Source organism: Erwinia tasmaniensis Et1/99 (assembly GCF_000026185.1).
Taxonomy (GTDB): domain Bacteria; phylum Pseudomonadota; class Gammaproteobacteria; order Enterobacterales; family Enterobacteriaceae; genus Erwinia; species Erwinia tasmaniensis.
In genome coordinates this window covers 915,120-929,519 of sequence record NC_010694.1, presented here as the reverse complement: position 1 = coordinate 929,519, position 14,400 = coordinate 915,120, and the positions used below count along the sequence as shown (strand labels likewise).

Below are 14,400 nucleotides of genomic sequence, written 5' to 3'. Positions count from 1 at the left end.
AATGACGGGGTTTAAACAGCCGTCTGGAAAATCACCGCATCCGCTTTATCGGTATATTGCGTCAGCTGGTCGAAATTCAGATAGCGATAGGTATCCACGGCGGTTTTATCCACCCGATCCATAAATGCCTGATACTCATCTGGCGTAGGCAGTTTACCCAGCAGCGAGGCCACCGCAGACAGCTCGGCAGACGCAAGGAAAACATTTGCGCCGTTACCCAGACGGTTCGGGAAGTTACGCGTTGAGGTTGAAACCACCGTCGCGCCGTCCGCCACCCGCGCCTGGTTCCCCATGCACAGCGAGCAGCCCGGAATTTCAATACGCGCACCGCTTTTACCGAATACGCTGTAATAACCTTCCTCGGTTAGCTGCGCCGCGTCCATTTTAGTGGGCGGTGCTACCCACAGACGGGTTGGCAACTGGCCTTTATGGCTATCCAGCAGCTTACCGGCAGCACGGAAATGACCAATGTTGGTCATGCACGAGCCGATAAACACCTCGTCGATTTTAGTGCCCTGCACGTCTGACAACAAACGGGCATCGTCCGGATCGTTCGGCGCGCACAGAATGGGCTCTTTGATCTCTGCCAGATCGATATCGATTACCGCCGCATACTCTGCCTCGGCATCACCTTCCAGCAGTTGCGGATCGGCCAGCCACTTTTCCATACCCTGAATACGGCGTTCGATAGTACGGCGGTCGCCGTAACCTTCCGAGATCATCCATTTCAGCAGCACGATATTCGAGTTGAGATACTCGATGATCGGATCCTGGCCGAGCTTAATGGTACAGCCCGCCGCAGAGCGCTCTGCGGACGCATCCGAAAGTTCAAACGCCTGCTCTACTTTCAGGTCAGGCAGCCCTTCGATTTCGAGAATGCGGCCAGAGAAGATGTTTTTCTTGCCTTTCTTCTCCACGGTCAGCAGACCTGCTTTGATCGCATACAGCGGGATAGCATGAACCAGATCGCGCAGGGTGATACCCGGCTGCATTTTGCCTTTGAAGCGAACCAGCACCGACTCCGGCATATCCAGCGGCATCACGCCGGTCGCGGCGGCGAAGGCCACCAGACCAGAACCCGCCGGGAAAGAGATACCTATCGGGAAGCGCGTGTGGGAATCGCCGCCGGTGCCAACGGTATCCGGCAGCAGCATGCGGTTCAGCCAGCTGTGGATAATGCCATCGCCCGGACGCAGCGACACGCCACCACGGTTCATAATAAAGTCGGGCAACGTGTGGTGGGTGGTTACATCCACTGGCTTAGGATAAGCGGCGGTATGGCAGAAGGACTGCATCACCAGGTCCGCAGAAAAGCCCAGACAGGCCAGGTCTTTAAGCTCATCGCGGGTCATTGGGCCTGTCGTGTCCTGGGAGCCGACCGACGTCATTTTAGGCTCACAATAGGCGCCAGGGCGAACGCCCTCAACGCCACAGGCGCGGCCCACCATCTTCTGCGCCAGAGAGAAACCACGCGTGCTGGCCGCAACGTCTTTCGCCTGCAGGAACACATCGCTGTGCGGCAGGCCTAACGATTCGCGCGCTTTGGTGGTTAAACCACGGCCGATAATCAGCGGAATACGGCCACCGGCGCGGACTTCATCCAGCAGCACTTCGGTTTTCAGCTCAAAGTTAGCCAGTACTTCGTCGGTGTCGTGATGGCGTACTTCCCCTTTATAAGGATAGATATCAATCACATCGCCCATATTCAGACGATCGACGTCAACTTCGATGGGCAATGCGCCAGCATCTTCCATGGTATTGAAGAAAATGGGGGCAATTTTACCGCCCAGGCACACGCCTCCGCCTTTTTTATTTGGCACGTAGGGAATATCGTCGCCCATAAACCACAGCACCGAGTTGGTGGCCGATTTACGCGAAGAGCCTGTACCAACCACGTCACCGACGTAAGCCAGAGGAAAACCTTTTTTCTGTAGCGCGTCGATCTGTCCGATCGGACCGACGTTGCCCGCATCGTCGGGTTCGATGCCTTCACGCGCGTTTTTCAGCATGGCCAGCGCGTGCAGGGGAATATCAGGACGGGACCACGCATCCGGCGCTGGGGAAAGATCGTCGGTATTAGTCTCGCCGGTCACTTTAAACACGGTAACGGTGATTTTTTCTGCCAGCTTAGGACGTTTCAGGAACCACTCGGCGTCAGCCCACGACTGAATAATTTTTTTGGCGTGTGGGTTGCCCGCTTTCGCTTTGTCTTCAACATCATAGAAGTTATCGAACATCAGCAGCGTATGGGAAAGAGATTCAGCAGCAAGCGGGGCCAGCTTGTCATTATCGAGCGCATCGATCAGCGCATGAATGTTATATCCGCCCTGCATGGTTCCCAGCAGCTTAATCGCTTTTTCAGGAGTAACCAGAGGAGAAGTCGCTTCACCCTTCGTAACGGCGGCCAGGAAGCCGGCTTTGACGTACGCCGCTTCATCTACACCCGGCGGCACTCGATTGATTAACAGATCGGACAGAAATTCTTCTTCACCCGCAGGAGGGGCTTTTAGCAGTTCAACCAGCGCGGCCATTTGGGAAGCATCTAACGGTTTAGGAACAATCCCCTGGGCTGCACGCTCGGCAACGTGCTTACGGTATTCTTCTAGCACGACGTTCTCCTCGCTCTCATTGTATTTGGCATACCGGGCTACCTCAGTCGCAGCTCACAGTGAGAACATTCCTATGCGTAGGGTAAGGTGCCCGGTTTTGCGGGGGCCAGCATAGCAGGAATTCACCACCTTGTTAATCTGTTTACAAAATAGCAACATCACTCACCTGACGGATCCCCCGGGAGAAAATGGATTTATCAGATACTTAACCCATTTTTTTGAACAAAACATATAGATTACTCTTATCACTGTCTAAAAAAACGGTAAATGTATCTACCAGAAACGGGCGGTGCATTATCCGGTATCGTGACGATGATTAAGAACCCGCTCCAGAATTGAATCGCACCAATAAAGCCACCAGACCAGTGGATCTTCATTGTCAGGTTGATAACACTTTTATGATAGATTTCAAGCAAGGCATATCACATATTAAAAAAAAGTGAATTCATATACGGCCGAAACCTTTAGACATTAAATATAAAACCCCCACTCTCAATCTAAACTTAGACATAAAAACGCGCCAATGATTGATGGCGAAAAATAATTTATTAAGCGCGCTGAACCTGTAAAAATTCAAACACTGGCTTTATCAAAGAGAGACTTAAGAAAAAAGCAACCAGACAACGCGTATCCCAAGCCAATAAAAATCCTGTTACATTCATTAAAATGATAATTATTAGTGAATATTCAGTTCCCAACGGAAATAACCATATCCTGACCGGTTTCTTTTAACTATAATTAGCAAACCTTATGCTTTCCAGGGGAAGCACAATGCGCGCCTATTTCGAACCCAAAAACTGTATTTTAAGCAACGATACGAAAAGCATTAAAATAACCATTCAGGAAGCACGGTGTCTGGAGTACCTCATTAAACATGAGGGGGAATTCATAAGAAGAGAGATGCTCCAGCAAGAGTGCTGGATCAAACGTGGGGTGACAGTGTCGGATAGTGCCGTCAGGCAAAGTCTTTATCGCTTAAGACGAGCGTTTGAAGATGCCGGGCTGCCGAACTTGACGCTAACAACCCAGGCGAGAAAAGGCCACATTTTGCAAAAAGGGAGCATCGCCTTAATCCACTCTGGTGCAAAAACGGACGCTTATACTGATAATAGCATTAACCCCAGCGTGCTAAACTCGATAAACAATGACGCATGTGGCAACTTCAAACCTCATTTCTCCGTTACAAGCCTGTTACTGATTGCTAAATTATTATTGTTATCAGCTTTATTGTTCCTTGCCGGATTTTACTCTTATCAGAAAATAATGCTAACCGATATTAAATATCATCACTCGGAAGAAAAAGAAGGTCGACTCTATTTTTACCGTAAGAACCAGACTTACCCGCAGAGTGCTATTGAAAGGATCCACTACTGGCTAAGAAACAAGCATGTTAATTATGATAATTTAAAGTTCATTTATCTTAATAACGCATGGAGTGGTCATATTTCCTTTTACCTTTGCAAAGGTGAGATGGGTAGCGCGGGAAGTGATTGCACCTCCATTATGATTATTGGAGAACACCATCCGTGATGAAATTTTTTGTTTTCTTTGCATCAGTTATCATCTTCATATCTGGCTGGTATTTTTTCCCATGGGTATTGATATCGACAATGGAAGACTGTATCTCAAAAAAAATCGTCATCTATGATGAACCTGACAGATATATTATCAGCCGCAGTACCTGGTATAGCTGGCGAGATGACAATGAGCACAGATATTCCGCACAGATACTGATTGATGGCCCACAGGGAAAATTAGAGACGTTTTCTTCTGAGAGGGTTATCGAAACTGAGTACCGTTTCAATTTTGACTCAATCAACCTCAGCACCATTAAATCATTCAGGATCGCGGGGCAGCTCACCAGCGATCCACTGACAGAGAAGTATATCGATCCGCAAGCCAAAGAGGGATTTACCGGGCTTATACACCTTTTCCGTTATAAAGATAACAGTCTTCTTTTCGGCTTCAAGGGAATTCCGCTAAGTCTGTGCCTGTAACCGCTACGCCACGTTAAAATGTCTCTGAGCCAGCAATATTTTCCACCGGGCCACAATCTGAAAACACAGAGGGCTCTTCCCTGTGGCTAATCTCATCCGACAGATATTCAGTAAAATATAACCTTCGTTCTGTGATAATTACCCTGCTCGCCGTTTAACCGCCATCAGTTCGATAAAATACGGCAGGAAGCAGAACGACCGTGGCCGTTAAGTCGTAGCAATATTATACGTTTTCATATGGATAGGGTTTGGGCGCGCAACCGTCTCACAGGGCCGCCGTTGGTTATTAGGCGACTGGTTTATCCCCGCGTATGTGGGGAACACTCTAGAACTATTAATCTGATATTTAACCATTTTTTACCACCTTAAAATTCTACCAACTTTTTAAGCGGTTAAACAGCGTATCATTTTGCCAGGCAAAACGAGGTTAGACCATACTTCAGACTATGCCAAATAAGTAGAATAAACGGCGCTGATTACCAGGATAACCTCGCCAGGAAAGGCGGCGTGAGGGCTGAAAAAACCTGAACAAAGCAGGGAGCTAGTCGCTCCCTGCCTTGATTCGTGGGCGCTTTCCAAGTTACAAACAGCGGCATGATACACTCTCACACTCTCTACCCATCCTTAGCGGAAGCCGTCATGAATGCTGATAACCCGATAACCCCGCTGGTGCTGTGCGATCGCCCGGCTGAACATGTGGTGCGCCTGACGCTGAACCGCCCTGCCCGTCGCAATGCCTATAATGCGCAGATGGTCAGCGAGCTGGAGCAGTGGCTAAACTGGTGCGAGCGGCAGTCGGCGGTGCGTACGGTGATCCTGACTGGTTCCGGCGAGGCGTTTTGCAGCGGTGCGGATCTGCATGAGGCATTCACCCACGGCGGTGAGGGGCTGCGTAACTCACGCGGCGGCTATCATCCGCTCCAGCATCTGCCACGGCGCAAAATCTGGATCGCGGCGCTGAACGGTCATGCTATTGGCGGCGGGCTGGAGATGGCGCTGGCGTGCGATTTTATCGTCGCCAGTGAGGACTCCCGTATTGCCCTGCCGGAAGTACAGCACGGGCTGCTGCCGCTGGGCGGGGCCATCAGCCAGCTGGCGGCGCGTCTGCCGCCGAATATTGCCCGTGAGCTGCTGCTGACCGGTGAGACGATGGAGGCCCAGCGCGCGCTGGCACTGGGTTTGTTTAACCAGGTGGTGAATGCGGAACGGCTGGCAGACACTGCGCTGGCGCTGGCTGAACGCCTTAACCAGGCCGCACCGCTGGCGGTACAGGCCTGCAACGCGCTGCTGAACCAGGCGCTGGCGGCCGATGACAGTCAGCAGGGCGACAGGGAATTGCAGCAGTTACAGCGCAGCGAGGATTACCAGGAAAGCCTGCGTGCGTTTGCCGCACGGCGCGCCCCACGCTGGCAGGGGCGCTGACTCACAGCCGCATGCCCTTAAACAATGCGCTCAGCCCCAGCCCACCGGCGATCCCCAGCATCGCCAGCCCGTAGCCTTCGCTCTGCCGCTGGCTAACCAGCTGGCTGAACAGCCGGGTCACCATGATCGCCCCGGATGCGCCGTAGGGATGACCGAGAGCGATAGCCCCCCCCTGCGGGTTGATCCTGTGTTCATCAATGCCCAGTGCATCAACCGATGCCAGCACCTGGGCGGCAAAGGCTTCATTGAATTCAATCGCCTCAACCCTGTCCAGCGTCAGGCCCGGCTGACGCCGCAGCAGTTTTTGCGTGGCCGGAACCGGGCCGAGGCCGAGTAAATTCGGGTCCACGCCCGCGCTACAGGCATCGGCAAACAGCAGTCCCTGGGTAAAGCCGCACTCCCGCGCCCTGCGTCGGCTCATCACCAGCAGCAGCGCAGCCCCGTCATTGAGCGGGCAACAGTTACCCGCCGTCACCGAGCCGTCGGCGGCAAATACCGGCGGTAACGCCGCCAGCCGCGCCAGCGAGGTGTCCGGTCGCGGGCACTCGTCGTTTTCAACCCGCTGATGGTTAACGTCGAGCGCGACGATCTCCTCAAGGAATGCGCCCTGCTGCGCGGCGGCCAGCGCGCGCTGATGGCTGCGCAGCGCAAAGCTGTCCTGGCGTTCCCGGCTGATACCGCACTGGCGCGCCACGTTTTCGGCGGCGATGCCCATTTCCGGGTCGCCGATCTCATCCGGCGAAAACCGTGCGCGCGGGTAAAAGCGCGGCATCTGCTTTAGCGTGGTGGGCTTCTCCACCCGCCAGGGCGCGTTACTGACGCTCTCTACGCCCCCGGCCAGATAGCATTCGCCCGCCCTGGCCTGCACCAGCCGACAGGCGTTGATTACCGCCTCCAGCCCGGAGCCGCACTGGCGATCGACCGTCACGGCGGGGACTGTCAGCGGCACGCCCGCCGCCAGCGCCGCCAGCCGCGCAATATTGCCGCCGCCGCCGGTGGCGTTGCCGATGATCACCTCATCAATCGCGGTAAAGCCGCCGGGCAACGCCGCGATCAGCCTGTCAAATAGCGGAGCCAGCAGCGCCTCCGGCGACACGCTGGCCAGAGAGCCATAAGCCCTGCCGATGGGGGTGCGGCAGGCAACCACGATCACCGGCTGCCGGTCATCTTCAGGCTGATAGTTCAGTAAGCTCTGTGCAGCTGCCATCTTCGATCCTCCGTTCCAACTCGGCGCGTTTGATTTTTCCGCTCGCCGTGAGCGGCCAGCGTTTGATCTGATAGTAGTGACGCGGCCGCTTATATTTTGCCAGCAACAGGCGACTTTGCTGCGGCAGCTGCCCGATAATGTCGTCAGCCGCTTCAATCACCGCCACCATCTTTTTCCCCAGATAAGCATCGTCGACGGCAATCACCGCCGCTTCAGTGACGCCGGGCAGGCTTTTGATCACCGACTCAACTTCAGAGAGATAGATATTGTTGCCGCCGCTGAGGATCATATTTCCCCGACGGCCGATCATATGCAGGCGCTGCTGCACATCGAGATAACCGATATCGCCCACCGTGGCTCCCCAGGGCTGCTTTTCGAAGGCGCTACCGTCGTCGCCCCATAAATAGCCGTCGATAACCTGTTCGCTGTTTAGCCAGATAGTGCCCGGCTGCCCGGCAGGCAATAATTCACCGTCGTCATTGCGGATGGTGATTTCCGTGGCGGGAAAAGCCGGCCCAACGCTTTTCAGCGAGGCGCGGATATTGTCATCATCGACGGTGGAAACGGCAACAAAGCCCAGCTCGGAGGCACCGTAATACTCCTGTATTACCGCCTGCGGAAACAGCGCCCTGGCAAGGTGATAATGATTCAGTTCCAGCTTGGCCCCGGCGCTGATCAGGCCACGCAGGCTGGCATAATCTGACTGCGCGGCGGCGGCCAGCCCGGCGATCATCGTCGGCACCACCACCAGCCGTTCAATCCGCTGCTGCGCCAGTAACATCAGCACCGCCTGCGGCTGCCAGCGCGCCATGCTGTAAAAACAGCCGCCCGCGTACAGGGTTTCATTCAGGCAGTAAAGCCCGATACCGTGCGACAACGGGCCGGGGTACAGCGTTGACGGGGCCTCCGCCAGCCGGAAGATCGCCATACCGTTTTCAAAGCTGCAACGCCAGGATCGACGCGAGCGGATAAACGCCTTTGGCAGGCTGGTGGTACCGGAGGTAAAGCCGATGAGAAACGGCGTTGCCGCCTGCATATCCGCGCAGAAAGCGCTATCGTCAGCGGCCGGCTGCGCATGCTGCCAGCCATCCAGCGCCAGCCAGCGGATAGCCAGCCGCTCGGCCAGCGCGATCAGCCGATGATCCTGCCGCTTAAGCAGCAGCAGATCCGGCTTCAGCCGATGAAGGATGTCGTGCAGATTCTCTTCCGGCGTCAGCGGATCGATAACCGCCGCCGTCAACGGCTGGGCGGTGGCCGCCAGCCAGGCAACGGGAAAGGTAATATCATTGGCGCTGGCGATTGCCACCACGCCGGTGGCTAACGACAGCCGGCAAAGATGCTGATACAGCGCGTTTGAGCCTTGCCACAGCTGTAGCCAACTCAGCCTCTCTCTATCGATATTCAGCGCGTCGGCATGCGGCCGGCGTGCTGCGTGAAGCTGAACGCGATCCTGTACCGGCATCAGGCGCTGGCCTGATTAAACGGCAGGTGCTGGCGCAACGCGGCGCGGGTTTCTTGCGGGATCGGGCAGGGTTTATTATCTCGTGGATCCACGCATACCCAGATTAATTTCCCTTCGGCACAGGGCGTGCCGTTATCCGCCAGCCGCAGCTGGATGGCGAAAATTACACTGCTGTTACCCAGCTTTTCGAGCGCGACCCGTGGCATCACTTCGTCATCCACCGTCAGCGGATGGAGGAACGTTGCCTCACATTTTTTCACATGATAGGCTACGCCAGCGCTCTGCGGGCGGAATAACGGCAGCAGATGGTGGCGGCGAAAGGCGTTAACCACCGCGTCTTCAAAGTAATCTAAATAGACCGAATTATGCACATGACCATTCATATCAATATCGCGCATTGAGACACGAAAGGTGTCGTCGTGATATTTCTGCATAAAAAACACTCACCCGTAAACTGAACGACACTGAAGAAAAGATACCATGAAAGCCAGTTTATTCACCAGAGCGATGGTCCGTGAGTTCGGTAATATCGAGGATATCCTGCGGCTTGAACAGGCCGAACTGCCTGAACTTGCCGCCGGGCAGGTGCGGGTAAACATGTCGTTTGCCACCATTAACCCTTCAGATTTGATCACGATTTCCGGTGCCTACCGCTCGCGTATCGCCCTGCCGTTTGTCCCCGGCTTTGAAGGCGTGGGCAGCATCTGCCAAAGCAACGACCCGGCGCTGGCAGTCGGCCAGCGCGTGCTGCCGGTGGGCAGCATGGGGGCCTGGCAAAACTACAAAGACAGCGAGGCACAGTGGTGCTTTACCCTGCCTGATTTCGTCAGCGATCGTCAGGCGGCCACCGGCTACGTCAATCCGATGACCGCGCTGCTGATGCTCACTGAAGAGCTGAACTTCACCCCCGGCATGCGCATTATGATCAATGCGGCCAATTCGGCTATCGGCAAAATGCTGATCCGCATCGCCAACCATAGGGGGCTGGAGCCGATTGCCATCGTGCGTAAGGCGGAAAACCTCAGTCTGTTTAGCGGTTACGCCACCCGGCAGCTGCTGGACAGCAGCGCGCCGGACTACCCTCAGGCGCTGGCCGCGTTACAACGCAGCGGCGGCGTGGCGGCGATCTTCGACTGTATCGGCGGTGAAGAGTCACTGACGCTGGCTCAGGCGCTGACCCCCGGCGGGCAGTTTATCCACTATGGCCTGTTATCCGGCCAGCCGATCCCGCCCGCCTTCTGGCGCAGCCGCCCCGATATCCGTTTTTCCCATTTCCATCTGCGCATGTGGGTACATCACCACGACAAGGCGCTGGTGCAGGGCAAAATCGACGAGGTGATGGCGCTGATCCGTGACGGAGTGATTGCCACCGAGATTGTCGCCGAGTATGCGCTGGCGGAGATAGATAAGGCGGTAGCGGCGGTGAGGTCCGGTGAGCTGAAAGGCAAGATCTTACTGCGGCTGTAGGCACGGGCGGAGCGGAAAAAAACCGCTCCGCCCCATCGGCGTTATTCCAGGGTTGGCCAGGCGCGCCGCACCGTGCGGACGATGGCCACCACCAGCACCACTTTCACCAGATCGCCCGGCAAAAAGCCCAGCGATGCAACGCCCGCCTGCTTCAGGGAGATGCCCGCCACGGCGGCAATCCACGGGATGCCCATCGAGTAGATCAGCCCCAACCCGCCCAGCGCCACGATCGGCAGCTCTTTCACCCACGTCAGGGAGCGCAGGCTGCGGCGATAGAGCCAGCCGATCAGCAGCGCCGCCAGCGGCCAGGCAAGGATAAACCCGCCGCTGGGACCGATAAAGATGCCAAACCCGCCGCGCCCTCCGGCCAGCAGCGGCAGCCCCATGGCCACCAGCAGGTCAAACAGCACCATCGCCAGCGCGCCGCGTTTCGCCCCGGCAATCGCTCCGGCAAACATGCAGCCCATTGACTGGGCGGTGATCGGCACGCCAATGACCGGCAGGTTAAATGCCGGAAACAGGCCCAGCGCCGCCGTCATGGCGGCAAACAGCGCAATGTACACAATATCTTTAGTCGACATGGATCTTCTCTCCGTTTTTCCGCGGGCTGGATAACTGCGGGTCGTAAGCGCGGGCCTCCAGCGCAGCGGCGATATCATCGGCCATTTTCAGAGTCCGTACCATCACCGGCACGGCCACGGCAATCATGCTGTTATCCAGCCCGCGCGCTTTTTGCGCTTCGCGCACTTCAAGCGTGATGGCCGCCAGCACCGGGATAAAGCGCAATGCCAGCGCCAGCGCCAGGCTGATTTTTGCCGGATTGATGCGCATATAGCGCAGCCAGAACAGCCCTTTTTCCAGCGCCTCGATCATCGCGCTGGTGCGGGTGGTGAGCGTCACCAGCGCCGCCATCAGCATTAACGCCGCCAGGCGCACTATCACCAGCAGGCCGGACTGCCAGCTCACCATCCACCACTGCACGGCAAACAGCAGCAGCAACAGCCACAGCAGCGGCTTGAGTTGCAACAGCAGGGTACGCACGGGAATATGCGCCAGCGGATAAAGCACCACGATGGCAAACAGCGCGGCAACGGCAAACTCCAGCCGGGGAAAGATAAACAGCAGCGTGCCCAGCGCCGCCAGCGCCAGGATCTTGATCCCTGGCGGCAGACGGTGGATGGCGGAATCGCCGGGCTGGTAATCACTTACCGTCATGACATCATCCTGATATAGGCATTCAGCGCCACGGCGGGAATATCATCCACCACCACCTGCCCGCCGTCGAATACCAGCACGCGGTCAAAATCCTGTAAGAAGTCCAGATCGTGCGATACCACAATGGCGGTTTGATCCAGTCCGGTAATGGCTTCGGCAATGCGGCGCTTGTTGCGCAGATCGAGCAGCGTGGTCGGTTCGTCAAACACGATATACTGCGGCTCCATCACCAGCACCCCCGAAATGGCCAGCAGCTGCTTTTGTCCACCGCTTAACAGATGTGCCGGGTGCTGGCGCAGATCCTGCATATCGTAACGCGCCAGCGCGGCGTCGGTGCGCTCGCGGATGGTCGCTTTCGACAGCCCGAGATTTTTCATGCCGAAGGCCAGATCTTCCTCCACCAGCGGAAACACAATCTGGTTATCCGGGTTCTGAAATACGAAGCCCACTTTACGCCGCACCGCCTTGCCATGCTGGCGGGTACTCAGGCCATCGACCAGCACCTCGCCCTGCTTCGGCAGCAGCAGGCCGTTCAGCAGCCTGGCGAAGGTGCTTTTGCCGCAGCCGTTGCTGCCGACGATGCCGATACGCTTTTCAGTCAGTTGTATATCGATGTTATTGAGTACCTGGCGCTCACCGAACGCGTGCGATACTCCCTGTAGTTCCAGCATGAAAGCTCCTGAATCAGGCGGGTTGACGCGGGCGCGGCTGACGCCCGATGGTCAGCAGTTCGACCGCCGCAGCCGGCGACAGCGACATGACAAAATCGACGGCACGACAGATATCGGCGGTGGTTAACATCTCATCCGCCTCAAGGCCGCTACCCTGCGCCATCTCGGTATCCACCACGTCCGGGCACAGGGTGGTGACCTTGATCCCCTGCATGCCCAGCTCGCGGGCGATGGATCGACCGTAGCCCACCAGCGCGTGTTTGCTGGCGGCATAGCTGGCAATGCTGCCGTACGGCTGCACGCCGCTGACCGAAGCAAGGTTAAAGATGCGGCCCTCTGCGGATTTCAGCAGCCACGGTGTACACAGCTGGCAAAGATGGTGGATGGCGGTGACGTTGGTCGCCAGCAGCGCGCTGAAGTCAGCCAGCGGGGTTTGTGTTGAAGCCGGGCGGAAAATCCCGGCGGCGTTAACCAGCACGTTCAGATGCTGATACCGCGCCAGCGCCAGCCGTAGCCGCTGTGCCACCGCCGGAGAATCACAGAGATCCAGCGCCAGCGCCTGCACGCGCTGCCCATCAAAGGTGGCGGTCAATGCCGCCAGCCGCTGCGCATCACGCGCGACTAAAATCAGGTGGTAGCCCTGCGCATAAAAATGGCGGGCAAGATGGTGACCGATACCGCGGGAGGCACCGGTGATCAGGGCAACTTTCTCGGACACAACGCGCCTTTTCATCGCTATTCAAAGGCGGCAACGATACGCTATTTTGCCGCAGAAATACAAAACGGCCCCCGCAGGAGCCGTTATTTTTTTACGCCAATCGCGACTTATTTCTTTTTCGCTTTCGGGTTCGGCAGGTCGGTAATGCTGCCTTCAAAGATTTCCGCCGCCAGGCCAACCGATTCATGCAGGGTCGGGTGCGCGTGGATGGTCAGCGCAATATCTTCCGCATCACAGCCCATTTCGATAGCCAGACCGATTTCACCCAGCAGCTCGCCGCCGTTGGTGCCGACAATGGCACCACCGATAACGCGATGGGTGGCTTTGTCGAAGATCAGTTTGGTCATGCCGTCGGCGCAGTCGGAAGCGATAGCGCGGCCTGAAGCGGCCCACGGGAAGGTGGACGTTTCATAGCTGATGCCCTTCTCTTTCGCTTCTTTCTCAGTCAGACCAACCCAGGCAACTTCCGGCTCGGTGTAGGCAATGGATGGGATCACTTTCGGATCGAAGTAGTGTTTCTTACCGGAGATCACTTCTGCCGCTACGTGGCCTTCATGCACGCCTTTGTGCGCCAGCATCGGCTGCCCGACGATATCGCCGATGGCGAAAATGTGCGGCACGTTGGTGCGCATCTGCTTATCCACGCGGATAAAGCCACGGTCGTCCACTTCAACGCCGGCTTTGCCCGCGTCCAGACCTTTACCATTGGGTACGCGGCCAATGGCCACCAGCACCGCGTCGTAACGCTGTGGTTCTGACGGCGCTTTTTTGCCTTCCATCGTGACATAGATACCGTCTTCTTTCGCTTCAACGGCGGTCACTTTGGTTTCCAGCATCAGGTTGAACTGCTTGGAAATGCGTTTGGTGAACACTTTCACCACGTCTTTATCCGCAGCAGGGATCACCTGATCAAACATTTCCACCACGTCGATCTGTGAACCCAGCGCGTGATAAACGGTGCCCATTTCCAGGCCGATAATACCGCCGCCCATTACCAGCAGGCGTTCCGGCACGTCTTTCAGCTCCAGCGCATCGGTGGAATCCCAAACGCGCGGATCTTCATGTGGAATAAACGGCAGCTCGATTGGGCGTGAACCGGCGGCGATAATCGCATTGTCGAAAGTGATGGTGGTTTTCGAACCATCTTCTGCGGTCACTTCCAGCGTGTTGGCACCGGTGAATTGACCGAGACCGTTAACCACATTCACCTTACGGCCTTTCGCCATCCCGGCCAAACCGCCGGTCAGCTGGGAGATGACTTTCTCTTTCCAGCCGCGAATTTTATCAACGTCAGTCTGCGGTTTGCCGAAGACAATGCCGTGCGCTTCCAGCGCTTTCGCTTCTTCAATCACTTTGGCAACGTGCAGCAGGGCTTTAGAAGGGATACAGCCCACGTTCAGACAAACACCGCCCAGGGTGCTGTAACGTTCAACGATTACGGTCTCCAGACCTAAATCCGCTGCACGGAATGCCGCAGAGTAGCCTGCAGGACCTGCCCCAAGTACCACGACCTGAGTTTTAATTTCTGTACTCATCATGACCTCTTAATTGATAGTCCGGCGGGTCAAACTTTATTTCAACGTCCTTCATCCACCGGGACGCGTTCACCGCAAGAGTTTACAGAATTGTTAA

Annotated in this window: 13 protein-coding genes; 4 read left to right on the top strand and 9 right to left on the bottom strand. The window is 56.3% G+C overall.

The window, feature by feature from the left end; genetic code table 11:
- Positions 1–11 precede the first annotated feature (11 nt).
- Positions 12–2,609: a bifunctional aconitate hydratase 2/2-methylisocitrate dehydratase gene (gene acnB, locus ETA_RS05240; RefSeq protein ID WP_012440576.1), complete on the bottom strand. Its 2,598-nt coding sequence runs from the start codon at positions 2,607–2,609 to the stop codon at positions 12–14.
- Between the two features lie 771 nt (positions 2,610–3,380).
- Here acnB and ETA_RS05235 point away from each other — a divergent pair.
- From ETA_RS05235 to ETA_RS05225, 3 genes are all read left to right on the top strand, one after another.
- Positions 3,381–4,139 (top strand): winged helix-turn-helix domain-containing protein, encoded by a 759-nt coding sequence (locus ETA_RS05235; RefSeq protein ID WP_042958683.1) that lies wholly within the window; start codon positions 3,381–3,383, stop codon positions 4,137–4,139.
- Positions 4,139–4,606, top strand: a complete 468-nt coding sequence (locus ETA_RS05230) for a hypothetical protein (RefSeq protein ID WP_012440574.1) — start codon at positions 4,139–4,141, stop codon at positions 4,604–4,606. The genes ETA_RS05235 and ETA_RS05230 overlap by 1 nt, the downstream gene beginning before the upstream one ends.
- A gap of 639 nt (positions 4,607–5,245) precedes the next feature.
- Complete coding sequence (locus ETA_RS05225; protein ID WP_042958682.1) at positions 5,246–6,028, top strand: enoyl-CoA hydratase/isomerase family protein; 783 nt, start codon at positions 5,246–5,248, stop codon at positions 6,026–6,028.
- A gap of 1 nt (position 6,029) precedes the next feature.
- Here ETA_RS05225 and ETA_RS05220 read toward each other — a convergent pair whose 3' ends face one another.
- Genes ETA_RS05220 through ETA_RS05210 form a run of 3 tightly spaced genes read right to left on the bottom strand, consistent with a single transcriptional unit; the run spans position 6,030 to position 9,131 of the window.
- Positions 6,030–7,235, bottom strand: a complete 1,206-nt coding sequence (locus ETA_RS05220; protein ID WP_042958679.1) for a thiolase family protein — start codon at positions 7,233–7,235, stop codon at positions 6,030–6,032.
- Entirely contained in the window at positions 7,198–8,697 is a 1,500-nt protein-coding gene (locus ETA_RS05215; RefSeq protein ID WP_012440571.1) for a class I adenylate-forming enzyme family protein, read from the bottom strand. The genes ETA_RS05220 and ETA_RS05215 overlap by 38 nt, the downstream gene beginning before the upstream one ends.
- The gene (locus tag ETA_RS05210; protein WP_042958677.1) at positions 8,697–9,131 is read right to left on the bottom strand and encodes an acyl-CoA thioesterase; all 435 of its coding nucleotides are present in this window, start codon (positions 9,129–9,131) and stop codon (positions 8,697–8,699) included. The genes ETA_RS05215 and ETA_RS05210 overlap by 1 nt, the downstream gene beginning before the upstream one ends.
- 46 nt (positions 9,132–9,177) lie before the next feature.
- Here ETA_RS05210 and ETA_RS05205 point away from each other — a divergent pair, with 46 nt between their 5' ends.
- Positions 9,178–10,164: a zinc-dependent alcohol dehydrogenase family protein gene (locus ETA_RS05205; protein WP_012440569.1), complete on the top strand. Its 987-nt coding sequence runs from the start codon at positions 9,178–9,180 to the stop codon at positions 10,162–10,164.
- A 41-nt stretch (positions 10,165–10,205) separates the two neighbouring features.
- Here ETA_RS05205 and ETA_RS05200 read toward each other — a convergent pair whose 3' ends face one another.
- The 5 genes from ETA_RS05200 to lpdA all read right to left on the bottom strand — a co-directional run bounded on the left by ETA_RS05200 (position 10,206) and on the right by lpdA (position 14,303).
- Entirely contained in the window at positions 10,206–10,823 is a 618-nt protein-coding gene (locus tag ETA_RS05200) for a biotin transporter BioY (RefSeq protein ID WP_193345524.1), read from the bottom strand.
- The gene (locus ETA_RS05195) at positions 10,735–11,379 is read right to left on the bottom strand and encodes an energy-coupling factor transporter transmembrane component T family protein (RefSeq protein WP_012440567.1); all 645 of its coding nucleotides are present in this window, start codon (positions 11,377–11,379) and stop codon (positions 10,735–10,737) included. The genes ETA_RS05200 and ETA_RS05195 overlap by 89 nt, the downstream gene beginning before the upstream one ends.
- Positions 11,376–12,050 carry an energy-coupling factor ABC transporter ATP-binding protein gene (locus ETA_RS05190; protein ID WP_012440566.1) on the bottom strand — a complete coding sequence of 225 codons (675 nt, stop codon included), beginning with the start codon at positions 12,048–12,050 and terminating at the stop codon, positions 11,376–11,378. The genes ETA_RS05195 and ETA_RS05190 overlap by 4 nt, the downstream gene beginning before the upstream one ends.
- A gap of 13 nt (positions 12,051–12,063) precedes the next feature.
- Positions 12,064–12,783, bottom strand: a complete 720-nt coding sequence (locus tag ETA_RS05185) for an SDR family NAD(P)-dependent oxidoreductase (RefSeq protein WP_012440565.1) — start codon at positions 12,781–12,783, stop codon at positions 12,064–12,066.
- Positions 12,784–12,875: 92 nt separating this feature from the next.
- Entirely contained in the window at positions 12,876–14,303 is a 1,428-nt protein-coding gene (gene lpdA / locus ETA_RS05180) for a dihydrolipoyl dehydrogenase (RefSeq protein ID WP_012440564.1), read from the bottom strand.
- Positions 14,304–14,400: the final 97 nt, after the last annotated feature.

Bases quoted from the DNA above. Each gene is read 5' to 3' on its own strand.
- ETA_RS05235 (WP_042958683.1), top strand. From the start codon at position 3,381: ATGCGCGCCTATTTCGAACCCAAAAACTGTATTTTAAGCAACGATACG.
- ETA_RS05230 (WP_012440574.1), top strand. From the start codon at position 4,139: ATGAAATTTTTTGTTTTCTTTGCATCAGTTATCATCTTCATATCTGGC.
- ETA_RS05225 (WP_042958682.1), top strand. From the start codon at position 5,246: ATGAATGCTGATAACCCGATAACCCCGCTGGTGCTGTGCGATCGCCCG.
- ETA_RS05220 (WP_042958679.1), bottom strand. From the start codon at position 7,235: ATGGCAGCTGCACAGAGCTTACTGAACTATCAGCCTGAAGATGACCGG.
- ETA_RS05215 (WP_012440571.1), bottom strand. From the start codon at position 8,697: ATGCCGGTACAGGATCGCGTTCAGCTTCACGCAGCACGCCGGCCGCAT.
- ETA_RS05210 (WP_042958677.1), bottom strand. From the start codon at position 9,131: ATGCAGAAATATCACGACGACACCTTTCGTGTCTCAATGCGCGATATT.
- ETA_RS05205 (WP_012440569.1), top strand. From the start codon at position 9,178: ATGAAAGCCAGTTTATTCACCAGAGCGATGGTCCGTGAGTTCGGTAAT.
- ETA_RS05200 (WP_193345524.1), bottom strand. From the start codon at position 10,823: ATGATATCGCCGCTGCGCTGGAGGCCCGCGCTTACGACCCGCAGTTAT.
- ETA_RS05195 (WP_012440567.1), bottom strand. From the start codon at position 11,379: ATGACGGTAAGTGATTACCAGCCCGGCGATTCCGCCATCCACCGTCTG.
- ETA_RS05190 (WP_012440566.1), bottom strand. From the start codon at position 12,050: ATGCTGGAACTACAGGGAGTATCGCACGCGTTCGGTGAGCGCCAGGTA.
- ETA_RS05185 (WP_012440565.1), bottom strand. From the start codon at position 12,783: ATGAAAAGGCGCGTTGTGTCCGAGAAAGTTGCCCTGATCACCGGTGCC.
- lpdA (WP_012440564.1), bottom strand. From the start codon at position 14,303: ATGAGTACAGAAATTAAAACTCAGGTCGTGGTACTTGGGGCAGGTCCT.